Origin of the sequence: Sorangium sp. So ce128 (assembly GCF_051525245.1) — a bacterium.
In the GTDB taxonomy this organism is placed as follows: Bacteria; Myxococcota_A; Polyangia; order Polyangiales; family Polyangiaceae; genus Sorangium; species Sorangium cellulosum_B.
Genome location: NZ_CP150313.1, coordinates 10,640,726 through 10,665,869 on the forward strand (window position 1 = coordinate 10,640,726; position 25,144 = coordinate 10,665,869).

Sequence of the window (25,144 nt, forward strand, 5' to 3'; positions counted from 1 at the left end):
GTGGCACAGGAGCTTGTAGATGGACGCTATGACGCTTGAGGCTCAGGAAGCGGCGCTGTTGCAGCAGGTGCCAGAGGACGGGACACCAGTTGGGAACATGGCGCTAATGCGTACTCTGCGGTGGACTCCGCTTGAGTACTGGCCGGTGCGCAACCGGTTGGTTGAGCGCGGCGTTCTCGAGCGTGGTCGTGGCAAAGGCGGCAGCGTCTATCGAGTGCTTGATGCGACCGCGGGAGCGCCAGCGGCGGCTGCAGGGGTTCCCGAGGTCAGCGTCACGCCTCCGCAAGAGGACTGGGAACGCGAGAAGAGCCTCTACGCACCAATGGCTAAGGTGATTGGCGAAAGCTGGGTTGCGGCTGCCGGCTTCGACAACCACGTCATTCAAGTTACGGCGCAGCAAGGTAGTAGATATACGGGCGGTAAGTGGTCGCGGCCCGACTTGGCCGTTGCGACGCTCTCGACCTACCCGTACATCCCGGGACGCCATTTTGATGTCATTACTTTTGAAATCAAGACCTCGGACGGTCTTGATGTCACGTCTGTGTATGAAGCTCTCGCACACCTCCGGTCTGCGACGCGTTCATACGTTCTCGCTCATGTTCCTGCTGAGCGCGCGAAGCAACTCGAGAGCCACTTGGACGAGATCTTTGCCGAAGCAAAAAAGCATGGCGTAGGCGTCATCATTGCTGGAAAGCCGGACGACTACGATACCTGGGAAGAGGTCGTTGACCCGGTTCGTGCAGACCCGGACCCGCGTCGCCTCAATGAGTTTCTGGCAAAGCAATTTACTAAAGACCAGCTCGAGCAGTTGGCAAAGTGGTTCAAATAGCATCTTCAACAATATAGACCGCTCAATTCTGTGCGACCTCGGGACACCTTGCCTGACGCCGAGGTGTTCAAGGAGGTGCCGCCGCCTCCCGCCGGCGCGCCCCGCTGACGGGGCGTCCCCGGGTGGTGGGGGGAGCTTGGGGTGCTCGACCGATCACCCCCATGGCCGCCGCTGCACCCGGGCCTGTGGACGCACCGGCTTCCACCGACGCGGTTCGCTGGGCGAGCTCCAACCCAGCTATTCAGGAAACCGCAGCGTTTCCACGGCGACGCCGTCCTCGCCCGAGATCATCTTGCCCTGGTCGTCCCAGCTGATGCCGCCCTTGCCCGGCGGCCCCAGCGTGAACGTGACGCCCTCGATCGTGAGCCGGTCCTCGTCGAGGTAGGCGATGCCGATCAAGTCGCCGCCGCGCCCCGGGCCGCCGTAGCCGCCCTCGCCGCCGTCGCCGCCGGGGCCCCCGTTGCAGGAATAGGCCGAGTGGTCCTCCAGCACGCCGCCCGGTGCGCCCCGGCCGCCTCGTCCGCCTCGCTGGGGCTCGCCGCCGTCGCCGCCCTGGCCGCCGTCGGACGTCTCGATCTCGCTGTCGCGCACGGTCACTCTGGCGTGCAGCGCGACGATGCCGATGCTCGGGTAGCCGTTCTCGCCCCCCTTGCCGCCTCGTCCACCCAGCCGCCGGCCCCGCCCGATCCTCCCCCGGCGCCCCCCTTGGACACCGCGCCGCACACGCCGAGCCCGCCCCTGCGGCCGCCGCCTCCGCCGCCGCCCTGGCCCGGCGTGCCCCAGCCGCCGTCGCCGGCCCAGTCCGCTTCCCAGCCGGCCTCGCCGATGCGCCCGATGCCCTGGCCAGGGACGCCGGCGGTGCCTCGCGCGCCGTAGATCCCGTAGTTCCCGTCCGTGCAGCCCACGTCGGCCACGTCCCCGCGTCCTCGCCGTCCGTAGTTGCTGAGGTGCCGCGTCGGGGTCGGCGACTTCAGGCGGTCGCCAGGCCTGCCCTCGACGACTTGCCCAGCAGATGCCGCCTTCGCGCTGCAGCCTGCAGGCGGGTCTAGACGCGGAAGGCTCCCACCTGTACGTCGCGTTCGGGAGGGGCGCATGAATTCGTAGATCCTGGGGCGGCGCTGGAACGATCGCGCTTGATGCCGCGCTGCCGACGCCGGTGCCGTCCGGCTGCTTCGCGCTTCGCGCGTGCGAGTCAGGAGCGATCCGGGAACGCCGAGGTGATCGGCCACCTCGGCGAGGAGACGACGACTGGCCGTGACGCCTCGGGAGAAGCTTGCGTCCGTTCTGAACTGGAGGAGGCCATGTCGAAGAAGCTCTTCTCGCACATCGCAGCACTGTCATTCGTTGGCACTCTCGGCGGGCTGGTGGTCCCCGCATGCACGATCCACATCGGACCAGGGAGCGGTGATGGGATCGACGATACGCAGGCCGATCCTGGTAGCGGTGAGGAGGTCGCTGGCGACCAGGACGACAACGGCGAAGACTCCGAAGTCCCGGCCGTGGAGGATGAAGAGGCGACCACCGCGCTGGAGGAGGCGCTGGCGATCGCCGATCCCTACGAGCTCGCTCTCGTGGATCTCAAGACGCAGTACTCCAGCTACGCGCTCGCCGCGATGATCGAGTCGCAAGGCAGCGATCCTGCAACAATCGCCCCGACGCTCTTGCAACAGATGATCGATGAGTACGCGCCCATCGTCTGGGAGCAAGCGCAGCAGTGGGTCGAGGGGCTCGATCCGTCGGCGGTCGAGCTGGCGAAGATCAACATCAAGGAAGAATGCGTCGACAAGTGGGACTTCGGCTGCAGGCGCAAGCAGTACTGTGACTTCGAGGACGGCAAGGGTTATGGGAGCTGCGCGGTCACGGGATGCGGCAAGGGAAGGTGCTCGCTGTGCCCGAGCTTTATTGATATATCAGCATTCATCAACAAGGGCTGGTGCACTTACACCTGTGTTCGCGACAAACAAATCGTGGGCATCAAGATGATCTGGTACGTTTTCATAGACAAGAAAATCGAAGAATGTATGCTGCTCGCGCATCCGGTCCCCTTCGAATGAGGGTTCCATGGCACACGATGACGACATCGTTGATACCGACATGATCCTCCAGATGGCATTCGAGCATGCCGCGAAGCGCAGGCCCGATGGAAGCTCTGCGCTCTCCGACTTCGAGCAAGCCGCTGCGGCCATCCTGTGGGTGCACGCCCTCGCCGTTCCGCGGCTTTTCCTCGGGATGAGCCGCATGCCTCCGCGCGAGCACCTGCTTCGGATAGTGGACTGGTACCTCGCGTACGTTCGTCGCGGTAAGCGCCACGTGTCCCCGGAATTCAGCCCCGTGCCCTACGAAGAGCGCGAGCCTCTGGCCATGCGGCTCCGTGCGCTCATCGAAGCGTGGTCGCCTCCTGGACTGCCGGCGGAGATCACGGAGGTCGCGCGCGCCCTCCTTCACGCCGAGGGAATGTTGGCGCCGCCGGGCGGGTGGGACAACTCGCCTGAGCCGGAGATGCCACCGGAGGAGTTCCTCTACTGGCCGGAAGGCGTACCTGCGCTGCTGAAATCCAAGAGGCAAGGCCCTGGAGACCGCGAGCGCGGGGACTCCTGACCCGGTGGACAAGAATCCTTTGGCGAGCCCGGCCGATCGAGGAACCCGGAGCGTCTCCACAGCGACGCCGTCCTCGCCCGAGATCATCTTGCCCTGGTCGTCCCAGCGGATGCCGCCCTTGCCCGGCAGCCCCTGCGTGTAAGGTGACGGGCAGCGGGCCACGGAGCTGGCGGAGGGGGCGCACGAGGGAGGAAGAATTGCGCAGCAACCACAAAAGGCGCGCGGGACGACGCCGAGGCTGCGCAGGAGACCCACCGGGCCTGCGCAGGAGCCGGACGATCGTGACGAAGGACACCAACGGGGGTGCACAGGAGGGGCGCGGAGGCCGCGCAGGACAGGGGCGAATGTTGCGCAGGACACCAACGGGGGTGCGCAGGAAGGCGCCCAGGCCGCGCAGGAGACCCCCCGGGCTGCGCAGGAGGGTCGACGGGGCCGCACAGGAGGGCGCCGGGTCTTGTGCAGGAAGGCCAATGGGCTGCGCAGGACGGCCGGCGGCGCTGCGCAGGAGGCCGCCGCGCTGCCGCTCCGCCTGGTCCCCCCGCTCCGCGATCACCTCACTGCCGTGCGCGCCCAGCACGCCGCCTCCGCCGCCGCCCTGGCCCGGCGTGCCCCAGCCGCCGTCGCCGGCCCAGTCCGCTTCCCAGCCGGCCTCGCTGATGCGCCCGATGCCCTGGCCGGGTGCGCCGACGGTGCCTCGCGCGCCGTAGATGCCATAGTCGCCGTCCGTGCAGCCCACGTCGGCCACGTCCCCGCGTCCTCGCCCGCCGTAGTTGCTGGGGTTCGGCGTCGGGGTTGGCTCGCCGTCGCGCCCGTCCACCGCGCCGCCGGGCAATCCGTCACCGCCCGTGCCGCCGACGCTCGGGAGCCCCGCCCTCGCACGGGTTCACCACGGCAGCCCCGCCGGCCAAGGTCTCCGCCGAGCACGTATTCCCGCCAACCATCCCATTGGCACCGTCGGGTGCACGGCTCGGCCCGGGCAAGTCCTCGCCTTGATGCCCCCCACCCGGCGGAGGGGCAAAGCCAGCCTCGGAGGATCTCGATCGCGGTGTTCGACTGGACGAGCATCGCGATCGGCTCCGATGAAGTTATGCCCATGTCGCCGATTCTCGATACCCTGTCTGGAGCACCGCGATCGGGTGCACGGCGTGCGCGCGGCGGATCGGCTGCTCGCCGACCTCCGACAGGCGGAGGAAGCGGCCCTCCTTGCGCACGAGGTCGTGCCATGGCGCCGCCGACCTCCTCGGTGGGCACGGCGGGGTCCGCGCGGTGCTGGTCGAGTAGATCGATGTGGCGGTGGCGAGGCAGGCGCACATTGTCTGTACGCGTCCGGTGACCTGCATGCTGTCTTGGAGCCTCTGCGCTGCGTAGAGATTCGCGCCGGAGGTGCGGATGGACGAGAGCACACCCTGACTACAAATGACGCCGTTGTTGCTGTCTTCCTCGGCTTCGCGGAGATCTTCCGACGGCTGCCGAACGGCGCCGGGTTCCCGCGCCAGGTGTAGCCCCGTCCTCAGACCACAAGCGGTGATCGACACCCGCGGTCCAGCCCCCTCTCGGAGCATGGTGCCCCGGGAGGGGGGTCAGCCGGGCGCCCCCTTCTTCTTCGCCTCCACGGCCTTCTCGATCTCATCCTCGATCACACGCTCCATCCTGTCCTCGAAAGCGCGGCCAAAGATGTACGGCACGGCCATGGGGAAACCCGTCTCTCCGGGCTCTCCGTCGCACCAGGTGACGGGAAGCCCAGCCTTCTTGAGGGACTGACGAGCCGTCTCGAACGCGAGCTGTAACGCCTGGACCGCGTCCACACCGTAGGCCGAGTCTCGGACGGGATCTGGAATTCCCTGAATATCTACCGGACAGGCCCAGTCACCGGACGCCTTCTGCACCGGCTTGCCGATGGTCACGGTCACCATCCGGCCGGGCTCGCCTACGACCGAGAGGCGGCGTTCTGCAATGGGTTCGAGCGGGGTGTCGTCCTGCATAGGACGCACCTTGCGGCCCCTTCCCGCAGGGTGTCAAGCGGACGCCCTCTTCACGTACCGTAGTGCCAGTAACACCAGCCGAGGCACGCGACCAATCCACCCTTCGCTGCCGCCCAGCAACCGGCCCTCAAGCGAGGATCCGGTGGTAGCTGGGAGCAAAATTGCTCCATCGCCTGCTGTCCGTTCCGACATGCCCGGTTGCACTCGTCCAGGGAGTCATGCAGTTCGACCTCGCCGCTGGCCGCTTCGGGTTCGTCCACCTCTGGCGATGCTCCACATCCCATCGTGGCCGCCAGACCTGTGGCTCCGAGAAGACCCAGCACGCACGGCAGCCGTCTCATGTGCTTCCCCCGAGGAGCACGTGGAGCCCGGCCCCTGACTACGTCAAGGACGACCTTGCCGGGTCGCTCCCTATACGATTTGCATTTGAATCGACAATTGGATAGGCTGTAATGCTTGTCAAGTGAACATCCGACGTCATATTTTCTGACGTTAGATGGCTTGTGTCATTTGCTTTCATCCGGCGAAGCGTCTCATCGAGGAGTGGATCCTCCGGGGGAATTCTCTTCGCCGGACGGCGAAGAAGTACGGCCTGCTCACCGCGACTGGCGAACTCAACTTTCACCGCACGGCAAGCCTATGTCCCTGGCCTGCTCGGCGTCAGGATGGGCTCTACCGAACGGATACACCCGGACCCGCGCCCGCCGCCGACCGCCGACCGCCGCGCGACTACAAGGGCTGGCACATCGACATCACCTTCGTCGCCAACCCGAACAGGTACTCCATCCTGCGCGGCGTGGAGATCCCGCCGTACGGCGGCGACACGCTCTGGAGCAACCTCGAGTGCGCCTACGACGGCCTGTCGCCCACGATCAAGGCGCTCGTCGACGGGCTCCAGGCCGTCCACCGCACGAGCAGCTACGATAGCGGAGAGCCCAGGCCGGGCCGCAAGGCCGTAGGCCCGTTCGCCGCGCTTCACCCGCTCGTTCGCGTGCACCCGCGGACCGGCCGCAAATCGCTGTTCGTCAACCCGGGGACGACGAGCCACATCGTGGGCCTGCGAGAGCGCGAGAGCCAGGCGCTGCTCGATATGCTCGCCGACGAGGTGACGCGGCCCGAGTACGCGGTGCGCTTCCGCTGGACGCCCAACGCGATCGCCGTATGGGACAACCAGGCCACCGCCCACGCCGGCCCCATCGACTACGCCCACTTCGACCTGCCGCGCGTCGTTCGCCGCATCACCGTCGCAGGCGAGCTGCCCCAGGGGCCCGACGGGTTCCGCTCGCGGCCGCTCGAAGGCGAGCTGTTCGGCGTGCTCGGTTGACGTCGCGCCCCCACGCCGTCTCCGCCACCGCCTCCGCCGCCGCCCTGGCCCGGCGTGCCCCAGCCGCCGTCCTCGGCCCGGTCCGCTTCCCAGCCGGCGTCGCTGGCCGCCCCCGTCCGCCATGGCGCCGCCACCCCTGAGCTGGAGCTCTGCTCGCATTTTCCCGGTGTTTCGTGCCGGCATGGGGTGTGCTCGAGGCCGGGCGTCATGCCGACGCTCGAGCACAACGCCCTCGTCGAGATGTTCCGCGAGCACCCGGAGCTCGCGCCCCGCTTGCTCGCGACGCTCTTCCACGTCGAGGTGCCGCCGCACGCCTCGGTCGCGGTGGTCGAGTCGTCGCTCGACCAGCTCATCCCGGTGGAGTTCCGCGCCGATCTGGTGCTCGAGCTTCGAGACGACAGCGACGCGCTCGTGCTGGCGATCGTCATCGAGGTGCAGCGCGACGTGGACCCGGACAAGAAGTTCTCGTGGCCGGCGTACGTCGCGGTCGTGCGCGCCAGGAAGCGCTGCGGCACGATCGTCCTCGTGGTCGCGCCGGACGCCGGCGTGGCCGCCTGGGCCGCGGAGAACATCGACCTCGGCCTGGGCCGCGGCAACGTGGAGCCGCTGGTGCTCGGTCCGGCGGTCGTCCCCGAGATCATCGACCCGGCCGACGCGGAGAAGGAGACGGAGCTCGCCGTGCTCTCGGCGGTGGCGCACGGCAACGGGCCGAGCGGGCTCACCGTGGTCCAGGCGGCGCTCGCGGGCCTCGGCCGGCTCGACCAGGCGCACGCGATGGTCTATTTTCAGCTCATCTGGAACGGGTTGCGTGAGCCCATGAGGCAGGCTCTGGAGGCAGTGGTCATGGAACGGCAGATCGAAGGCGAGGCGACGTTTCCCCCGTTCGTGCAGAAGCTCATCGATCGCGGCAAGCTCGAGGGCATCCGTGAGGGCGAGCTCAAGGGCATCCGTGAGGGCGAGCTCAAGGGCAAGAGGGACACGCTGCTGCGGCTGCTTGCGCGTGCAGGGATCGTGCTCACCGAGGACGAGAGCGCGCGCATCCAGGCATGCACGGAGGTCGCGACCCTCGACCGCTGGATCGATAACGTCCTCGGAGCGAAGACTGCCACCGAAGTGCTTTCCTGACGATGGACGGATGCGGCCCAACAAGGCGATGAGTCAGACGGGCTTTGCCGGCTGATTATCGGCGGGGCGTTGCTGCCGCGGCCTGTACGATCCACGAGCTTCAAAACCACCGACAAAACTCCGTCCTCGTCGCCGCGCGATTTCCCTTCCAAGTGGGGTCGGCAGAAGGAGGCCCGCCCGCGCGGCATGCGATCGTGTCGCTTCGTCCGTTGCTACCACCGCCCCCGCCGCCCCCTTGGCCGACGCCGCCCCTCTTGCCTTCCTCGCCCCGGACGCCGACCCAGCCCGCGGGCAGCGGGCCACGGAGCTGGCGGAGGGGGCGCACGAGGGAGGAAGAATTGCGCGGCAACCACAGAAGGCGCGCGAGACGACGCCGAGGCTGCGCAGGAGACCCACCGGGCTGCGCAGGAGTCGGACGATCGTGACGAAGGACACCAACGGGGGTGCACAGGAGAGGCGCGGAGGCCGCGCTGGACAGGAGCGAATGTTGCGCAGGACACCAACGGGGGCGCACAGGAAGGCGCCCAGGCCCGCAGGAGACCCCCCCGGAGCTGAGCAGGAGGGTCGACGGAGCCGCACAGGAGCGCGCCGGGTCCTGTGCAGGAAGGCCAATGGGCTGCGCAGGACGGCCGACCGCGCTGCGCAGGAGGCCGCCGCGCTGCCGCTCCGCCTGGTCCCCCCGCCCCGCGATCACCTCACTGCCGTGCGCGCCGCGCGCCGCCTCCGCCGCCGCCCTGGCCCGGCGTGCCCCAGCCGCCGTCGCCGGCCCAGTCGGATGGCGCATCACGCGCCTCGAACTGCGCCGCACGATCCTCGATGATACCAGCCCATAGAGTTTGCCGGACGAGTGGCCTCGAGGATCGCGACGCTCGCTCCATCACGAGAAATACGTGCTGTGGGAGACGTCCTTCCAGGCCTCGTACTCGGCGCGCTGCGCATTCAGCTTCGCCATGATGCCTGTCCAGCTGTCCGCGCCGAGGCTGAGGCGCTGGGGCATCTCTCCAGAATCCGCAAGTTGGACGAGGATGTCCGCCATCCGAACGGGATCACCTGGCGCAAGTGAACCGTCCTTGTCGTTCACCAGCAGGTCCATGACCGCATGGGCGGTGGCGCCATAGGCGTCGATCCTCGGGCTCCGGAGATTCCGTTCGACGATGCCCGTCCGGAAGCCGCCCGGTTCGACCGACATCACCTTGATGCCAAGCGGCGCGACCTCCTGCGACAGTGCCTCCGTGAGGCCTTCGAGCGCGAACTTGGAAGCGCTGTAGTACCCGAGAGCGGGCATGGCGACGACGCCGTTCATCGAAGAGATGTTGATGATCGTGCCGCGCCCCCGAGCGCGCATGCCGGCCAGAGCTGCCCGTAGGGTGCTCGCGACGCCGAAGAAATTCGTCTCGAAGACCGTCCGGATCTTCTGATCTTCTCCTTCTTCAACTGCGGCGAGATAGCCGAGCGCTGCGTTGTTCACGAGCACGTCGATGCCGCCGCGCCACGCCTCGGCGGCGGCCACCGCGGTCTCGATCTCGGATGGCTTGGTGAGATCCATCGAGAGTGGAAGCACAGCGTCGGGGTACGCCTCCACGAGCCCTCCGAGGCGGGCGCTGTCCCGCGCCGTGGCGGCAACGTGATGGCCGGCGCGAAGGGCAGCGTTTGCGATCGCGGCCCCGAGTCCGCTCGACGCTCCGGTGATGAACCAGGTCTGGGCACTCATCTTCTGTTCCTCCTGATGGCCGCATTGTGCGGCCTGCCATGCGGTCTGCAGCGCTGTTCCTCCGCGGCCAGGCTCGCGAGCCTGCGCCGAGGTCGTCCCGTGATGGATCGTTCGCCTAGGCTTGGACGCGCACGACGACCTTGCCGACGGCGCCCCCCTGGAGATGGGCGACGGCCGCCGGGAGATCGACCAGATCATAGGTCGCGGCCACGACGGGGCGGATCCCGAGACCGTCGATGGCCCGGATCATGTCCTCCAGCGCTCGCCGGGGTCCGACGCCGATCGCGTTGATCGTCGCGCGACGCAGGAGCAGCGGGCCAACCGGGGTCGAGATGCGGTCGCTGTCCAGAAGGCCGACGAGCAGGATCCTTCCGCCGTAGGCCAGGGCTTCGACGGAGGTAGCGAGGTTCTCGCCCGCGGCCATCTCGATCACGGCGTCCGCGCCGCGGCCGCTCGTGAACGCCATGACCTCGCGGTCCCAATGGGGACGGGTGCGATAGTTGATACCCGCGCGTGCGCCCAGGCCCAATCCGAACGCCAGCTTCTCATCGCTGCTGGAGGTCAAGATCACCTTCGCCCCGTGCGCCGCTGCGAACTGCAGCGCGAAGAGCGAAACGCCGCCCGTACCCTGCACGACCCAGGTCTGCCCCGCCCTGACCCGCCCGGTCTCCACGACAGCCATCCAGGCGGTCAGACCCGCAGTCGAGAGCGTGCTCGCCTCCTCGGGGCCGAGGGTCTGGGGCGCTGCGACCAGCATGTCTTCGCTGACCGCCGCGAACTCGGCCAGGCGGCCCGAGACCGCGATGGTATTCGTGTGAAGGCCCGGGGCCGCCCCGTCGATCCAGTCCTCGATGTCGACGCCGACCACCCGATCGCCGATGAAAAACCGCGTCGCGAGCGGTCCGAGCTCCACGACCTGCCCGGCGAAGTCGCTCCCGGGCACATAGGGGTGTGCCAGCTCGCCCATGCGGCCTTCCCACATCAGAAGATCGCGGTAGTTCAGCGAGACCGCCTGGATCCTCACCAGGACCTCACGAGGCCCAGGCTCGGGCCTTCGAGCATCGCGGAGCGTCAGGTTCCGGACGCCTGGGGCATCGAGCTCCCAGCGCCGCATGCGCGGCCTCTGCAGAGCTCGTCCGGCGTCGGAGCGCTTCGGTGTCGTGATACCTGAACTGATCATCTCGTGCCTCCCGTGCATCGACGGCGATTCGTCCTTGCGGAGACTTAGCCGTCGCACCGGCGGCGTTGCAGTGGATCAGATCGTGAGGCTCCCTCTCGGAAAACGAGAGGCTGCCGTCGCCTCGGCGGGCCGCTAGGCGCCTGGTCTCGGTTGCCCCGCCGGCGCCCCGACGCCTTCGGCCGCAAGCCGGGCCTGCAGCCGGGGCGCCATCCAGTCCAGGAAGGCGCGCACCTTCAGCGGTAGGCGGCCCTGACCGGAGAAGACGAGGTGGATCGGAAGAGCAGGCACCTCGAAGGCCTCGAGGAGCGGCGTGAGGGCTCCGCTTCGCAGCTCCGATGCGATCTGGTAGTCCAGGGCTCTCGTGATCCCCAGGCCTGCCTTGGCCGCCACCACCGCCGCAGCGGGCGAATTGACCGCGACCCGCGCGCGCGGCTCCGCGATCACGTGGGAGGCGTCCCGGACGTACCGCCAGGGCGAGGACACGAACCCACGATAGGTCACGCCGTCCCGTTCCGTCAGGTCCTCTGGCGCCCGAGGGCCGCCGAAGGCCCGCAGGTAGCCCGGGCTCGCACAGGTGATGGAGCGTGTCGACCCGACACGCCTGGCCATCAACGAGCTGTCCTCCAGCTCTCCGATCCGGACCGCCACGTGCACATGCTCCTCCACGACGTTCACCATCACGTCCGTCAGGAAGAGGCGCAGATCGATCTTCGGATGCGCGGCAAGGAACTCGCTGGCGATCGGAAGTACGTGCAGCTCGCCGAACAGAGTCGGCGCCGTGACGGTCAGCTCCCCCCGAGGCTCCTGATATTCGCCCGCGACGGCCTGCTCGGCTTCCTGCAGCTGCTCGAGGATGTGCCGCGCGGCAATCGCGTACTCCCGCGCCGCCTCGGTCAGTTCGACCCGGCGACTGGTGCGGATCAGAAGCTGCGTGCCGAGATGACGTTCGAGCTCCGCGACCTTGCGGCTGATGGTAGGCAGCGGCGCCTGCAGCCGCCGGCCCGCCGCGGACAGGCTGCCGGTGTCGACCACGGCCAGAAAAACGAGCATGGCGTCGAGCCGGTCCATCGGCCTCTCCTATCACGGAAGGGCGATGGCGAGCCTCGCGATGGCCTCCTCCAGGCAGATGCTGAACACGGCGCACGGCCCGCCAGGCCCGGTCGCGGTGGCTCGATCAAGAACTTCGGAACGACGCAGCTCATCCGCGGCGGCTCTGTGCCGCCCTCGACCCAATCGCGCTCATGAACGCACACGTACAGATCTCGGGTATACCTCCCCCATGAGCAACCTGTCCGCGATCGGCTTCGCTGCTGCCTCCGAGGACGACTTGCGGCGTACGGTCGGCGCCGCGCTCGAGCGCGCCGCTCCGCCGCCGGACCTCGGCGCGTCCGCGGCGCACTACCTCTGGTTCCGCGACGCGAGCGGCGCCGCGCTCGCTGCCCGGCTTGACGCCCGAAAGGCGATCGATTGCATCACCCCCTTCTTCGCCGCGCCCGACGGCGGCACGCGCTGGCGAGTGCACACGAGCGCGCCGCACCTCGATCGCGAGTGCCTGCATTGTAGCGGCGCGGACTGCGACGTGCTCGACCCTTCGTCCGGCGTGATGTGCACGCGGACCGCGCTGCAATTCCTGTTCTTCGAGCCCTATCAGGCCTGGCTCGCGGAGGAGCGGACGTTCGAGGTCGTGATCGTCGGCTTCGCCTCGTCCCTTTCACTCTGCACCACGCCCGACGACCTCGAGCGCGCGCAGGCGGCGCTCTTCGGCGATGCCGAGCCCGGCGTCCCGCGCGAGCCCGGCAAGCCCATGCGCCTCGCGGACCAGGCATTCCTGCCGCACGGCATGTTCGGCGCCGAGGGCGAGCTCGGCGCGCGCGCCCGCGCCCTCCTCACGGGGAACGTCGAGTCGGTCACCCTTGCACGCAACGAGATCACCGGGAGCAGGTTCGTACACACGCGCGTCCGTACCCTCGGCGGTCCCATCGACATCGTCGCGCCGGCGGACGCCGTGGAGGTCCCGGAGCGCGCGACGCTCGTGGTCGCCGACTGCTGGCTGGTCGGACGACCTGTCGAGGCGCCGCCCTCGAAGACCGGTTTCTTCCGCCGCATCCTCGGCCGGGCCTGAGAGCGGCGGGCGGAGATGAATGCATGACTACCCGATGGGACATCGAAGGCACTCTGGTGCGCTGGTTCGCCGTCGATGCGGACTCCCAACTTGGTGTCTTCACGGGACCGTACGCGGCGTGGCCTCGGTGGTTGAGCCTGTGCCCATCCCGGCGGATTTCTCGCGGCACAGTGCCGCCTGACCCGGCGGCTGCTGCCGGCGGTGCACCTGCGCCGGGCTTCGCGGCCCAGGTGCCCGACGGCAGAACCGCAGTCGTTCGGCGGGCCGGCATCATGCCAAGGCGGCCAGGCGGGAAGCGCGCCCCCCGAGCAGTCCGCGGGATGCAAGGATGCACCGAGCCCACGACGAGCAGAAGGCGTAGGATGCATCTCCATGGCGGCCGACCGCGTTTCGCGCACCAAGACGATCGACGGCATTGTCACGCCCGCGTTCATCCATAACGGGCCGACGTTCTTCTTCGTCGACCTTCCCGTCTTCGCGGACGGCCTCGTCGACTGCTGGGAGCTCCTTGACCTCGCGCTCTTTCGTGACCGGCTCCGCTCCGGCTGGGTCACGCCGCACACCTCGGACCCCGCCGAGGTGTCGGTACACGGCCTTGCGGCGTGGACCACCACGGGCGGCCGGTGGGAGATCGACGCCGATGGCCTGTTCGAGCGGGTTCTCGCGCTGGTGCGTCAGCTCAACCCGCGGATGGAGAACCTCCACGACTGCCACGGGCGCACGGTCGAGATGGTCGGCGGTGTGCGCGTTTCCATCCTCGGCACGTCGCAAGAGCGGCCCGTACGCGTCGTTGATCCCACGTGCGCGTTCTCCGAGCGCGTCCCGGGGGACCGGATCTCGGTCCTCGTTCACGACGGCGAGTACCACCTCGCGAGCCTCCGCGTCTTCGCCGATGGTGTCGTCGAGCTGGGGCGCCTTCCGTCTCCCGACGCGCTGGACGTCGCTGCCCTCCGCAGCATGGTCGAGGCCGGCAGGATCGTCGGCTCGGTGCCGGAGGGCGCCCGCGTCCACATCCATGGCCTCGGGTCGTTCGTCGTCCAGGCGGAGCATTACGGCACGGATCCCCGCGAGCAGCTCCGCGAGGTCTCGGACCTGCTCGACAAACTGAACGGCCGCCCAGGCTCCATCGCGCGCTGCCGCACCGCCTACGAAACGTACCTCGCCGATCCGACCGTCGCGCACCGTGAAGCGCTTCGCGCGGCGTACGAGGCTGTGCCCGAACACAACCGCCGCTACGTCGGCGACATGGACACGAGGGACGTCGGCGTACGCATGATCCTCTACGGGGAAAAGGAGATCGAAGGTTGGAGCCACCGTGTGGTCGCACGCGCGTCGGGCGAGAAGAACCTCCCGGAGATCCGAGTCCCGAAGCCGAAGGATGAGTAATGCTACAGCGGGGAGCAGGTTCGTGTGATACGGGGCTCAGCCGCTAGGCACGCGAGTGAGGCGTACGAAAGTACGCCGCAGGGAGCCGAACGACGCGGATGAGCCCGAAGCACACGAACCTGCTCCCCCCTGTAGGCCGGGCGAGCCGCGACGTCCCGGTCCCCTGAGCCGCACCCTGCGGCTCGCAGTCGCAGGAGCCGAGGTTGAAATCCTGGTCGCGGCCGATCTGCCGGACACAGCGGTTCGCGATCATCTGCTTGATATCGCCGACTTTCGAGGCTCCCCGAGCTTCCGCAGATCAGTCCGATACTCAACCGGTTCGTATCCCTGCTGAAATGACGACCGGAACCGGGCTCGGCGAACAAGCGGCTGGAGCCGACGAAGCCTGCGGCGTGGATGACCGAAGCCTTGCGACAGGCCGGACGGGCGTGGCACGATGGGACGTCGGCCTCGGCGGGCTTCGCGGCTCACCCGCAAGCCGTCAGGCAGCGCAGGGCAGGTGAAATAGGCCGCTTGAAGGGGGAGACAGTGGCCGGTGCGCGAAGGGCGTGTCACCTTCTGCCGGGCGGCCCGTCAGACGATTGAAGGCATCGAAGGAACCAGGTGTGATGAGAAAACCGGAGCTGGTGAGGTTCGAGATTGAAGGTGCCGAAATGGCGGTCCGCCTGGCGGGCGATCGGGAGAAGCCGGCCATTCTCCTGATCCACGGCTTTCCAAGCTCCTCGGAATCGTTCCGGAACGTAATCGACACCCTCGCGCGGGACTGCTTCGTGATCACCCCGGACCTTCCGGGGTTCGGCGGCTCCGAGCCGGTCGAGCGCCCCTCATTCTCGCGTTTCGCGGACATGATCGACGGACTGCTCGCGCGGCTCGGAGCCGGGTCCTTCCACCTCTACCTCCACGATTATGGAACGGCGGTAGGACTTCATCTCGCCACGCGCGCGCCGCGCAGGATAAGCAGCCTCATCGTCCAGAATGCCAATGCCCATGAGAGCGGGATGGGGCCGCAATGGTCGGCGACCAGGGCCTATTGGGACGATCCCACGCCGGAGCGGCAAGCCGAGGCGACCGCGCACCTGACCTTCGAGGGGACGCGCGACCAATATCTGGGCGGCGTGCCCCGGGACATCGCCGAGCGCATCGATCCCAGGCTGTGGGAGGAGGACTGGCGGATCATGTCGCTCCCCGGCCGGCTCGAGACGCAGCGTGCGCTGGTGCTCGACTATCGCAGCCATGTCGCGCGGTTCGGGGAGATCGCCGATTATCTCGCTCGCTGGCAACCCCCGGCGCTGATGCTGTGGGGGCGGCACGATATCTTCTTCGATCTCGAGGAGACCCTCTCCTGGATGAAGGCGCTCCCGCGCATGGAGGCGCACATCCTCGACGGCCCGCATTTCCTGCTGGAGACCCATCCGGCCGAATGCGCCGCGTTGATGAGCGCCTTCGTCAGGCGCGTGGAGGGGCTGCGTTAGGACGCGCACACCGTGAGCCCGACGGTCGGCAGCTGGATTCCGGGCGCGTGACGCGGACGCCGGCCCGTCGACGAGCCGGGAGCATCTTGCGTCGACGTACCCCGCTCTGGAGGAGCTTTGCCGGTCAGCAAGAGGCGCCTGACCGGCGCTCGCATCCCACGGCGCTCACGCGCCCCAGCTGAAGCACAACACGCTAGCCATCATCAGGTGCATTCGTGTCGAAAGTTGATCTCAAGAGGGAACTCAAACATCTCTACCAGGCATCCGCGAAGGAGGTGGTTCAGGTTGAAGTGCCGACATTTCGGTTCCTCATGATCGACGGCAAGGGCGATCCCAACACATCACGGGAGTATGCCGAGGCCGTGGAAACGCTATTCTCCGTTGCCTACACGACGAAATTCATGGTGAAGAAGGGGGCGCAAGGGATCGACTACGCGGTCATGCCTCTTGAAGGCCTCTGGTGGTCGGATGACATGTCCGCCTTCACCTCCAACGACAGGTCACGGTGGAAATGGACGATGATGATCATGCAGCCTCATTTCGTTGCGGAGGCGGTGATTCAGGCGGCCATGGTGGAAGTGAGGCGGAAGAAGGCGCTCCCCGCGCTGGACGCGCTCAGGCTGGAGAGCTTCACCGAAGGGTCATGCGCTCAGATACTTCACATTGGCCCCTTCACCGAAGAAGGGCCGACCATTCAGCGAGTCCATGATTTTATCGTTGCGCGCTCGGCGCTTGCAGGAAAGCACCACGAGGTGTATCTGAGCGACATACGTCGCGCCGATCCGGCCAAGTGGAAGACCATCATCCGCCAACCCATGGCGTGATGGTCAACAGATCGCTCGAGCCGACGCCGCTCCGCGGCACGGATCAACTCAGGCGTCAGGTCGCAGAAAACACGCTCTCCCTCACCACCACCCGTCCTCGGAGGTTCTATGAAGCGAGTCACTGGCATTGGCGGCATCTTCTTCAAAGCCAAAGACGCTCCGGCGCTACAGGCTTGGTACAAGCGGCACCTCGGGATCGATGTCCAGGAATGGGGCGACACGGCTTTTACCTGGACCGACGGCGAAGGGAAGCCGGTCGCCGGAACAACCGTCTGGTCCATTGCTTCTGCGCAAGGCGACCAGTTTGCGCCCAGCGCTGCGACGTTCATGGTCAACTACCGGGTCGAGGATCTCCACGCCCTCGTCAAGGTCTTACGCGAAGAAGGCTGCAACGTTCTCGAGAAGATCGACGATTCCGAGTACGGGAAGTTTGCCTGGGTCATCGATCCGGAAGGAAACAAGGTAGAGCTCTGGCAGCCGCCTGCCGGCCAATGACCAGCGCAAGCGGCCTCAGCACGAAGATGGTCGCTCGCTGCCGTGGTCTCCTCAGATCGCGACGAAGCCACCGTCGACGGTGAGCGTGTGGCCGGTCATGTACGGGTTGGTCATCAGGAACTCGATGGCGTGGGCGATGTCCTCGGGCTGGCCGAAGCGCCGGACGGGCAGGTCCTTCTCGGCCCAGGCCTTCATCTGCTCCCGCCGCCCGGCGTGAATGGCCGTGTCGACGACGCCCGCCATCAGCACATTGACGCGGATCGGCGCGAGCTCCAGCGCCAGCGCCTTTCCGAAGCTCAGGATCGACCCGCTCGCGGCGGCGAGGACCGAGAACCCCTCTCGCGGCGGCCTCTCCGCCGAGGCGCCGGCCACGAGCGTGACCGAGCCGCGCTCGCGGAGGAGCGGCGCGGCCGCGCGCAGGACGTTCACGAACCCGCGCAGCTTGTCGAAGCTGCGCTCGACCTGCTCGGCGGTCAGCGCCCTTATCGGCGCGCGACTGGCCAGCTCGTCCGCGACCGCGGTGAGCACCAGATGATCGATGCCCCCGATCGACGCGATCACCGCCATCGCGCGATCCACGGCGGCGGCGTCCAGCATGTCCATGGCGACCGCGCGTGTCGTCCCCCCGGTGACGCTCGCCGCGGCCTCGTCGAGCCTCGCCTGCGAGCGGCTGAGCAGGATCACGCGGGCGCCCCGCGCCGCCGCCGCACGCGCCGTGGCGAGCCCGATCCCCGAGCTCGCGCCGACGACGGCCACGGTCTGACTCGATAGCTCGCTCATCGCCCTTCCCTCCGGAGATCCAGCACCGCCTTGCCCGCCACCCGCCGATCGAGCAGCGCCTGGGCCGCCTCCGCCGCGCGCTCGAAGCCGCCGCGAAACCCGATCTGCGGGTCGAGCTCTCGCCGCTCGAGCAGCGAGGCCAGGTAGGTGATGTCCGGCCCGAAGCCGGCGCCCACGACGAAGACCTCGACGCGCCGGCTCCCCCCGCGCCGCCGCTCCTGCTCGAAGTCGATGGTGCTCGGCTCGCCCGACGCCATACCGATGCTCTGCACCGAGCCGCCGCGCTCCACGAGGCTCAGCGCCCGGGCGAGCTGCGCGCCGCCGACGTTGTCGAGCACGCCGAAGACAGGCTCCTTCACCGCGTCCAGGCCGACGACCACCTCGTCGGCGCCGACCTCGCGCAGCCCCTCGCCGCGCGCGGCGCTCCCGACAGCGGCCACGACGTGCGCGCCGGCGCGGCGCGCGAGCTGGACGGCGTAGCGGCCGACGCCGCCCGAGGCGCCCGTGACGAGGACACGGCGCCCCACCACCGGCCCGAGGGCGCGCAGCGCACGCAGCGCCGTCACGCCCGCCACCGGGATCGTGCTGGCCGCGCCGAGATCGACCGAGTCCGGCACGACGCCGAGGTCGGACGTGTCGACCGCGCGCAGCTCGGCCCACGCGCCGCCGTTCCAGGCGAACGACGCGACGCGCGCCCCCTCCTTCGGCCCGAACCCGTCGGCGGCCGCGCGGACCACGACGCCGGCGGCGTCCCACCCCGGCACCTCGCCGGGCTTGCGCAGGTCGGACAGGAACGCGACCTCGCCGAAGTTCAGCGAGACAGCGTGGACCTCGATGAGCGCCTGCGACGGCGCCGGGGCCGGGGGCGGCACCTCCGCAAAGCGAAGGCCTCGTGGCTGGCTGGGATCATAAACAAGCGCACGCATGGTGTTCTTCACGCCTCCTGCGCCGCAACGTGCGCCCGGCGCGGCGGACGTTCCATGCTAGTTTGTCTCCAATGCTTGCCCGTTCGTCCGACCCGGAGGCGCTCTCGCCCGACGCGCTGAGCGAGGTGCTCCAGGACCTCCGGCTCTCGGAGGGCTCCTATGGTCGCTGCGAGCTGACGCGCCCCTGGGGCATCGACCTCCCCCCGGTGCCGCAGGCGCGGTTCCATTTCGTCGTCTCGGGCGGCTGCTGGCTGCGCGCGCCGAAGCGCGGGTGGCTGGAGCTCCACGCGGGCGACGTCGCGCTCCTGCCGCGCGGGACGGGCCACGCGCTCGCGGACAGGGCACGCGGGCGCGTGAAGCCGCTCGAGGAGATGCCGCTCGAGGAGATCGGCGACCGGGTGTTCGACATGCGCGCCGGCGGCGCGGGCGCGCGGACGATCCTCGTTTGCTGCAGCGTGGGGTTCGCCCAGCCCGCCGTGAATCCGCTCCTCGAGCTGATGCCTCCGCTGCTCCTCGTGCGGGGCGGCGGCGCCGAGGACGCGGTGCTGCCGGCGCTCCTCGACGCCATGGCAGACGAGGTGCTCAGGCGCCGCGTCGGCGCCGCGACGGTGATGACACGCCTCGCGGACGTGGTGATCACGAGGGTAGTCCGCGCGTGGGTCGAGTCGCGCACGGAGGAGACGGAGGGCTGGCTCGCCGCCATACGAGACCCGCAGATCGGCCGCGCGCTCGCCGCGATCCACCGGCGCCCGGGCGAGCCGTGGTCGGTGGAGTCGCTCGCCGACGTGGCGGGGATGTCGCGCTCCATCTTCTCGGAGCGCTTCGCGGCGGTGGTCGGCGTGCCGCCGGCGCGCTATCTCGCGCGCTGGCGCATGCACGTCGCGAGCGGCTGGCTGCGCGACGACCGCGTGACCGTCGCCGAGGCGGCCGCGCGGCTCGGCTATGACTCCGAGGCGGCCTTCAGCCGTGCGTTCAAGCGATTCTCGGGCGTGCCGCCGAGCGCCTTGCGGCGGCAGGGTCGCGACGAGGGCTCCCGGGTCCCGCGCGCCACGGATCCCTGACGGGAATGGCACGGACGGAGAGAGAGGGATAGCACCTCGCGCGACGACCCAGGCGCCTCACCCCCTCTCCGCCTGGCGGCGGCAGCGATGGCGATCCGCTACTTTGCGAGCTTGCCGATCACCTTGAAGCCGATGTTCGCGCCGTACTTCGTCGTGCCGTAGCCCAGCTGGATGTTGAGAAAGCCCAGCGCTTCCAGGTAGCGGGCATTCGCCAGCGGGCCTGCATCGACGCTCTCGAAGCCGAGCGCCTTGCCGAGCTCGAGCACCTGCTTCTTGGCATCGTCGTGGTCACCCGCGACGAGCAGGCTCAAGGACTCGCCGTCGACCTTCCCGCTGGCCATGTTCTGCGCGAACACGGTGTTGAAGGCCTTGACGACGCGCGCACCCCGGGCCCACTCCTGGACCTGCTCGGCGCCGCTCTTGTTCAGGTCGCCCGCGTAGCTCCAGTCGGCATTCAGCAGGTTGGTCGGGTCGACGAGGGTCTTGCCCTCGACGTTGCCGAGCTTCTCGATCGCGTCGGCGCGCGCCGGGGCCGGGATGGCCAGGACGATGATGTCGCCCCAGCTGCCGGCGGCCCGGACCTCGCCGGGATCGGAGCCGGTGGTGCGAACCTCGTAGCCCGCCTTCGCGGCGCCGCTCTGGATGGCACTTCCGACGTTTCCCTTGCCGATGATGGCGATCTTGCGCGTACCCATGTTCCGCTCCTTGGTTGCGTGAGGTGTCGAGAGCCAGCCTAGTATCGTTCCGGAGTGGTCGGCAGGGTGCAGAAAGTGGTAGGAGCGTTCCATGCCTGGAACGCCGGATTGGAACCTCCTGCCCTTCTTCGTGGCGGTCGCCGAGAACGGCAGCATTTCTGCAGCCGCCCGCAAGCTGGGCGCTCCCAAGTCTTCCGTCAGCCGCTCGGTCACGGCCCTCGAGCAGGCGCTCGGCGTGCAGCTCTTCCATCGGACCGCACGCGATGTGCAGCTCACCACGGCCGGCATCGCCTTTTACGAGCAGGCGCGCCCCGTCCTGGCCGCCTTCCGGCAGCTCACGGGCAGCCTGCCGGAGCAGGAGCCCGAGCCGTCCGGAACGCTGCGCATCACCGCCCCCAGGGACATGGCGCTGACCTTTCTCGTGGCGACGTTCGCCCAGTTCCTGATCCGCTACCCGGGCGTGAATCTCGACGTGCGCCCCTCGAACCAGGTGACCGATCTCGCCGCGGAGGGCTTCGACGCCGCCCTGCGCCTCGCTCCCAAGCTCAAGGACTCGAGCCTGGTTGCGCGTCGACTCGGCGCCGTGGATCTGGGGATCTTTGCTGCGCCCAACTACGTCGCGCAATTCGGTGCGCCGCGCTCGCTGGCCGACTGCGCCAAGCACCGCTGGGTGTCCTTCTCCGACTTGCGCCGCCTTCCGAAGGAGCTGCAAGACCCGCCATCGCCGCGCGTCTCCACCGATGATCTGCTGCTTGCCCACGGCATGGTGCGGATGGCCGCGGGGCTCGCCGTGCTGCCCGGCTACCTGGCACACGAGGACGTGCTCGCAGGGCGGCTGGTACGGCTGGTTCCGAGCTGGAAGCAGACCGTCGGAACTCTCTTCTTCGTCTACCCGCCGGCCCAGCACGTGCCGCGCAAAGTGACGGCCCTGCGCGACTACCTGGTGGACGTCATCGCCCAGCGACCTCTCGCGCTCGCAGATGGATGAGCGCCGTCCATGCCGCTCAGGCGACCACGAGCCCGGCGCGCGCCGGCCGCTCGGTCAGGGCGGCGAGTCCGCCTTCGTACTCTCAGGACAGCACTCGGCCGTGGGACGAGGTCACCAGCACGTACCTCACGGAGTCCGAAACGCCTATCTGTTCAGGTTTGCCGACACGCTCTAACAGGATGGAGATGTCTTGCGGCTCGATCCCGTCCTTCGAGGCTCGAGCTCAAGGTGGGTTTCCCTGGCGTGGCGCCGATGCCAGCGCTCGAGCACGTTGACGAGGGCCGCGAGGATCCTGCCCAACGCTGCCCCGAGGCCAGGCGAAGGCTCGTCGCACAGCGTCGGTGCGACCGAGAGCCGCAGCCGGTCCTTGATGATCTCCTGGGCGCGGCGAATGGATCGTGGATCCTGGCGGTCGAACCAGATGGCTTCGCCAAACGACTCGCTGGCCTCGGGGCCTTCGTCCTCCGCGGGCCCGAGGTACAGGGTCACGGTGTGTCGTCCCAGTGCGGCTGGTGGATCGATCCGCATGTTCCTGGGAAACAGCGTGATCCGCGCTCGTGACAGATCGGTGGCGCAAGCGAAGACTCTCCGTTGCAGCGCGGCGCTCACCCCGCAGGCTGTGGAGTGAACGCGGCCCCGTCGATGCATCGATAAGTTACTGATACAGCGTCACTTTTCCCGGAGGAATGCGGATCGCTCGAGGTTCTCCATGCCAACCAGCGCGTGCAGCGTGGCTGTACGGTGGGACCGGTGATGCCGCGAGCCCTTCACCGCGGGCGACGCGGCGGCAGAGGGCGCCGCCGTTGGGCCATACCGGAGCCGCCCTGGGCGGCGAAACGGGCGGAACCATCAAAATTGCTGCTGTTTCCTGCGACCGCTCGTCATCGACCGGCTTTTCTGATAGTTCGGCGGGCGGGCGCTGTGCCAAAGAACCAGCAGCGCGCCGTCGAGGCCGACATGGTGGCGCCCGTCCTCGCGCGCATCGACGCGGCGGCGGCGTCGATGCGGGCGCTTCCTCGATCACTGGTTCGCGCCGGAGGCGCGGGCGCGCATCGGCAAGCTCAGCGACGCACTGGCTGCAAAGAGCAAGCCCGCGTCCTGAGCGCGGAGACAGCGCCGCGACGGCTATGGGCGCTTCTTCGATGACGACGTGCAGGGCCGCCGGGATGTCATCGTCTATCTGGTCGGTACCGTCGTTCTCGATCATCCACAGAAACATGATCTCGATCCGGTGGTGAACGACAACGTGGCCCCCTGATCCGCTACGGGTCGCGAGGGGTTTGCCATGGTTACCTGATCCAGTCCGGCCCCAACGCCATGGACGACACGGTTCATGTCCGCCATCCCGAGGCGAGCACGGACTGCGGAGGGAGGGACTGGACTGGGACCGTCGTCCCTTACGAGATCGATCTGGGTCAGGGGTTCGTCAAGCTGGCGAGCGTCGATGTCATCGAAGCAGATCTGAGCGCCGGCCTCCTGGAGATCTTGCGCCGACGTTCGGGCCGACCGCCTCGGCCCACGCGACCACCCGCTCCGGCGGCCACTTGCCCTAATCGCGATGAGCCCTGGGACGGTGCTCATCGGCAATCACCGCCGTCCCCTTCGGCCCGTAGCTGCGGGCGTGCGACGCGCGCGCACGCCGCCGTGCAACAGCTCCACGACCGATGCCGTCGCCCGGATCTCCACGCGGGCGCCCACCAGCGCGTACGATGCGCTGTAGAGGCGGTCGTCGTAGGCGACGCAGTAATCGATGTTGACCTTGGCGTGCTTCCAGTCGGCTAGCTCGTACCGCCGCGCCGGCGGCGGCCGCATCACGGGCTTGCCGATGCTCTCGAACGCCGTGCGCCGGCAGCCGTCCAGCTTCTGGTGTCGGTGATCATCGCGTCCCGCGTCGGGCCGGTGAAGATCGCGGCCACGCGATCGCCGGCGTTTACGGCTCACCCCGGCCCCCACGCCGATCAGGGCCGCGATCGCGTCGTCGAGCGAGCCGGGTCCGATGCAGCGTGACATGTCACGGCCAGAGCTGTGACATGTCACGTGACATGTCACGTGACATGTCACGGCCAGAGCTGTGACATGTCACGGCCAGCGCCGTGACGTGCTCCCCCTGCTCCTCGGTGTCCCGGGCAAGAGCACGTTCCGAGGCCCAGGGCTTGGCACGAACTCTGTAATACGCAAACCGCGGCGCGTGCATGGTCCCCGTAGAGGTCCATCGGCGCGACTGCAAAACCATCCGTTCGTCGAGGAACATACGAGAACATGAGAAAGCTTCTACTTGCCGTTACGGTCCTGTCTGCTAGCGCCATCGGTTGCGTCGAAGGTGGTTCGTACAATCCGGAGGCGCTCGGCGGTGATGGCGACGACGACCTTGGCACCGCTCAACAGGCACTCGGAGAGCCAGATTGCGGAACTGTCGCTATGTCGGGTCTATTCTGGCAATCTGCCGACGGGATCAGCCGCTCGACCCTTGGCACACAAACGAGCCCAGACTGGACTTACACCTCGGGTGCCTGCCCTTATCAGTACATCGTCGAATACACGAACCTCCCCGCAGGGGATGGCACGCGCAATCTCTACATCAACACAACGTTCCAGGGAGGAAACGTCTGGAGCGACATAACGAACGAAACGGACTGCGAACGCATGCACCTCCTTGTCGGAACCTACATCTGGAACAGCAACACCACCGATCCGTCTTCCACCGAGACTGCCGTGACTGATGGACTCTGGACTGGCACTTCTTGCGTAGGCGTCTGGAGTAACAGTTCAATTGGCGTTGGCGCCGACTACGGAAATCTAAGCTCAACGCCTCTCGATGGAAAGTACAAAGTTCGGGTCGCTGCACGAGCATACCAATGCGCGCATGCCGACAATTGCGACGACTGGCTGCGGACGAGTCTCCGGGTCGAGACCACTCCGATCTGGCTCAATGTCATCAACTGATCACGCCGCTTTCGCCACCTGATCGAATGCGCCGTGGGCGTGCCCAGGTAGAGCTCCACGGCGCGCAGGAAAGCGCCTGTTCACCGCACCGGAGCTCTATCTGAAGCACGAGCGGCTCAGCCAGCCGACGAAGCTCAAGCCCCCTGCCCTGAATGATCTGAGACGACATCGTCATGCATCTGGGCAACGACGACCACGACTGAGCCGGCACGGCCGGCGGGCTGCCGCAGCGAGATCTCCTGGTCTTCCTCCGGCGTGCCGCCCTCCTCTGCGCCGAACCGATCGGCTTCCTCCACGAGCAACCCGTCCACGAGCTCGCCCGGCGCATCCTCGGGCAGCGCCCGCGAGGCGAGCCAGCCGCCAGGTTCCGGCCCGCCCCGCGCCCGGTCGAGGCGGGCCTCCCGGCCATGGCCAGCGCCGTCTCCGGCGGCCTCGTTCCCGCCGGAACGGCGCTCCTGCGCCCTCCGCTGACCAAGGCCGAGTTTCAGGAGGCGGCAGCCTGCTACATTGGCCGCGGACCTGTCCGGCGTCTGGGGTTGTACCCGTGCTGCCGAGGCGCCGGCCAGGACGAGCAGCAACGCTGCGCCGGCGCCCGTGGACGAGGCCGAGCGTCTGAAGCGCGGGGTAGAGGTCGAGTCGCGGATGTTCCGCGCCGTGGACCGCGACGAGCGCATGAGCCTGTCGGCGCTCCTGTCGGAAAGAT

At 68.1% G+C, this 25,144-nt stretch carries 26 protein-coding genes; 13 read left to right on the forward strand and 13 right to left on the reverse strand.

Annotation, left to right across the window (positions count from 1 at the left end; genetic code table 11):
- Positions 1 to 19: 19 nt before the first annotated feature.
- Positions 20 to 829 (forward strand): hypothetical protein, encoded by an 810-nt coding sequence (locus tag WME82_RS40340; protein WP_438039651.1) that lies wholly within the window; start codon positions 20 to 22, stop codon positions 827 to 829.
- 237 nt (positions 830 to 1,066) lie between these two features.
- Here the strand turns inward: WME82_RS40340 and WME82_RS40345 are convergent, their stop codons facing one another.
- A complete protein-coding gene (locus WME82_RS40345) occupies positions 1,067 to 1,426 on the reverse strand; it encodes a hypothetical protein (protein ID WP_438039652.1) in 360 nt (119 codons plus the stop codon).
- On the reverse strand, positions 1,423 to 1,743 hold the full coding sequence (locus WME82_RS40350) for a hypothetical protein (protein ID WP_438039653.1): 321 nt from the start codon (positions 1,741 to 1,743) through the stop codon (positions 1,423 to 1,425). The genes WME82_RS40345 and WME82_RS40350 overlap by 4 nt, the downstream gene beginning before the upstream one ends.
- 387 nt (positions 1,744 to 2,130) lie before the next feature.
- Between WME82_RS40350 and WME82_RS40355 the strand changes: the two genes are divergently transcribed.
- Together WME82_RS40355 and WME82_RS40360 are read left to right on the forward strand one after the other, a co-directional pair.
- Complete coding sequence (locus tag WME82_RS40355) at positions 2,131 to 2,883, forward strand: transposase (RefSeq protein WP_438039654.1); 753 nt, start codon at positions 2,131 to 2,133, stop codon at positions 2,881 to 2,883.
- Between the two features lie 7 nt (positions 2,884 to 2,890).
- Positions 2,891 to 3,427 carry a hypothetical protein gene (locus WME82_RS40360; RefSeq protein ID WP_438039655.1) on the forward strand — a complete coding sequence of 179 codons (537 nt, stop codon included), beginning with the start codon at positions 2,891 to 2,893 and terminating at the stop codon, positions 3,425 to 3,427.
- A gap of 1,085 nt (positions 3,428 to 4,512) precedes the next feature.
- On the opposite strand, the gene WME82_RS40365 is transcribed toward WME82_RS40360, so the two are convergent.
- On the reverse strand, positions 4,513 to 4,962 hold the full coding sequence (locus WME82_RS40365; protein WP_438039656.1) for a hypothetical protein: 450 nt from the start codon (positions 4,960 to 4,962) through the stop codon (positions 4,513 to 4,515).
- A gap of 45 nt (positions 4,963 to 5,007) precedes the next feature.
- Positions 5,008 to 5,409: a DUF6968 family protein gene (locus tag WME82_RS40370; RefSeq protein WP_437853465.1), complete on the reverse strand. Its 402-nt coding sequence runs from the start codon at positions 5,407 to 5,409 to the stop codon at positions 5,008 to 5,010.
- A gap of 496 nt (positions 5,410 to 5,905) precedes the next feature.
- Between WME82_RS40370 and WME82_RS40375 the strand changes: the two genes are divergently transcribed.
- On the forward strand, positions 5,906 to 6,733 hold the full coding sequence (locus WME82_RS40375) for a TauD/TfdA dioxygenase family protein (RefSeq protein ID WP_438039657.1): 828 nt from the start codon (positions 5,906 to 5,908) through the stop codon (positions 6,731 to 6,733).
- 207 nt (positions 6,734 to 6,940) lie between these two features.
- Positions 6,941 to 7,858: a hypothetical protein gene (locus WME82_RS40380; RefSeq protein ID WP_438039658.1), complete on the forward strand. Its 918-nt coding sequence runs from the start codon at positions 6,941 to 6,943 to the stop codon at positions 7,856 to 7,858.
- Positions 7,859 to 8,735: 877 nt separating this feature from the next.
- Here WME82_RS40380 and WME82_RS40385 read toward each other — a convergent pair.
- The 3 genes from WME82_RS40385 to WME82_RS40395 form a co-directional block, all read right to left on the reverse strand.
- On the reverse strand, positions 8,736 to 9,569 hold the full coding sequence (locus WME82_RS40385; protein WP_438039659.1) for an SDR family NAD(P)-dependent oxidoreductase: 834 nt from the start codon (positions 9,567 to 9,569) through the stop codon (positions 8,736 to 8,738).
- Positions 9,570 to 9,684: 115 nt separating this feature from the next.
- A complete protein-coding gene (locus WME82_RS40390; RefSeq protein WP_438039660.1) occupies positions 9,685 to 10,767 on the reverse strand; it encodes a zinc-dependent alcohol dehydrogenase family protein in 1,083 nt (360 codons plus the stop codon).
- 114 nt (positions 10,768 to 10,881) lie between these two features.
- Positions 10,882 to 11,817, reverse strand: coding sequence for a LysR family transcriptional regulator (locus tag WME82_RS40395; RefSeq protein ID WP_438039661.1), 936 nt, complete (start codon positions 11,815 to 11,817; stop codon positions 10,882 to 10,884).
- A gap of 211 nt (positions 11,818 to 12,028) precedes the next feature.
- Here WME82_RS40395 and WME82_RS40400 point away from each other — a divergent pair, with 211 nt between their 5' ends.
- From WME82_RS40400 to WME82_RS40420, 5 genes are all read left to right on the forward strand, one after another.
- Positions 12,029 to 12,871, forward strand: coding sequence for a hypothetical protein (locus tag WME82_RS40400; protein ID WP_438039662.1), 843 nt, complete (start codon positions 12,029 to 12,031; stop codon positions 12,869 to 12,871).
- 372 nt (positions 12,872 to 13,243) lie between these two features.
- The gene (locus WME82_RS40405) at positions 13,244 to 14,257 is read left to right on the forward strand and encodes a DUF7638 domain-containing protein (protein ID WP_438039663.1); all 1,014 of its coding nucleotides are present in this window, start codon (positions 13,244 to 13,246) and stop codon (positions 14,255 to 14,257) included.
- 608 nt (positions 14,258 to 14,865) lie between these two features.
- Positions 14,866 to 15,729, forward strand: a complete 864-nt coding sequence (locus tag WME82_RS40410; RefSeq protein WP_438039664.1) for an alpha/beta fold hydrolase — start codon at positions 14,866 to 14,868, stop codon at positions 15,727 to 15,729.
- Positions 15,730 to 15,944: 215 nt separating this feature from the next.
- Positions 15,945 to 16,553: a GyrI-like domain-containing protein gene (locus WME82_RS40415; RefSeq protein WP_438039665.1), complete on the forward strand. Its 609-nt coding sequence runs from the start codon at positions 15,945 to 15,947 to the stop codon at positions 16,551 to 16,553.
- Positions 16,554 to 16,661: 108 nt separating this feature from the next.
- The gene (locus tag WME82_RS40420; protein WP_438039666.1) at positions 16,662 to 17,048 is read left to right on the forward strand and encodes a VOC family protein; all 387 of its coding nucleotides are present in this window, start codon (positions 16,662 to 16,664) and stop codon (positions 17,046 to 17,048) included.
- Between the two features lie 51 nt (positions 17,049 to 17,099).
- On the opposite strand, the gene WME82_RS40425 is transcribed toward WME82_RS40420, so the two are convergent.
- Together WME82_RS40425 and WME82_RS40430 are read right to left on the reverse strand one after the other, a co-directional pair.
- Positions 17,100 to 17,828: an SDR family oxidoreductase gene (locus tag WME82_RS40425; RefSeq protein WP_438039667.1), complete on the reverse strand. Its 729-nt coding sequence runs from the start codon at positions 17,826 to 17,828 to the stop codon at positions 17,100 to 17,102.
- Entirely contained in the window at positions 17,825 to 18,754 is a 930-nt protein-coding gene (locus tag WME82_RS40430) for a zinc-binding dehydrogenase (protein ID WP_438039668.1), read from the reverse strand. Before WME82_RS40430 ends, WME82_RS40425 begins: the two co-directional genes overlap by 4 nt.
- Before the next feature lie 71 nt (positions 18,755 to 18,825).
- Between WME82_RS40430 and WME82_RS40435 the strand changes: the two genes are divergently transcribed.
- Positions 18,826 to 19,815, forward strand: coding sequence for an AraC family transcriptional regulator (locus WME82_RS40435; RefSeq protein WP_438039669.1), 990 nt, complete (start codon positions 18,826 to 18,828; stop codon positions 19,813 to 19,815).
- Between the two features lie 98 nt (positions 19,816 to 19,913).
- Here WME82_RS40435 and WME82_RS40440 read toward each other — a convergent pair whose 3' ends face one another.
- Positions 19,914 to 20,603, reverse strand: a complete 690-nt coding sequence (locus WME82_RS40440; RefSeq protein WP_438039670.1) for an NADPH-dependent F420 reductase — start codon at positions 20,601 to 20,603, stop codon at positions 19,914 to 19,916.
- Here WME82_RS40440 and WME82_RS40445 point away from each other — a divergent pair.
- On the forward strand, positions 20,602 to 21,498 hold the full coding sequence (locus tag WME82_RS40445; protein ID WP_438039671.1) for a LysR family transcriptional regulator: 897 nt from the start codon (positions 20,602 to 20,604) through the stop codon (positions 21,496 to 21,498). The genes WME82_RS40440 and WME82_RS40445 overlap by 2 nt on opposite strands.
- Positions 21,499 to 21,669: 171 nt before the next feature.
- Here the strand turns inward: WME82_RS40445 and WME82_RS40450 are convergent, their stop codons facing one another.
- The gene (locus tag WME82_RS40450) at positions 21,670 to 22,107 is read right to left on the reverse strand and encodes a hypothetical protein (protein ID WP_438039672.1); all 438 of its coding nucleotides are present in this window, start codon (positions 22,105 to 22,107) and stop codon (positions 21,670 to 21,672) included.
- A 978-nt stretch (positions 22,108 to 23,085) separates the two neighbouring features.
- Positions 23,086 to 23,508 (reverse strand): Mu transposase domain-containing protein, encoded by a 423-nt coding sequence (locus tag WME82_RS40455; protein WP_438039673.1) that lies wholly within the window; start codon positions 23,506 to 23,508, stop codon positions 23,086 to 23,088.
- Between the two features lie 249 nt (positions 23,509 to 23,757).
- On the opposite strand from WME82_RS40455, the gene WME82_RS40460 reads away from it, so the two are divergent.
- Positions 23,758 to 24,441 carry a hypothetical protein gene (locus WME82_RS40460; protein WP_438039674.1) on the forward strand — a complete coding sequence of 228 codons (684 nt, stop codon included), beginning with the start codon at positions 23,758 to 23,760 and terminating at the stop codon, positions 24,439 to 24,441.
- A gap of 134 nt (positions 24,442 to 24,575) precedes the next feature.
- Here WME82_RS40460 and WME82_RS40465 read toward each other — a convergent pair whose 3' ends face one another.
- Complete coding sequence (locus WME82_RS40465; protein WP_438039675.1) at positions 24,576 to 25,019, reverse strand: hypothetical protein; 444 nt, start codon at positions 25,017 to 25,019, stop codon at positions 24,576 to 24,578.
- Positions 25,020 to 25,144: the final 125 nt, after the last annotated feature.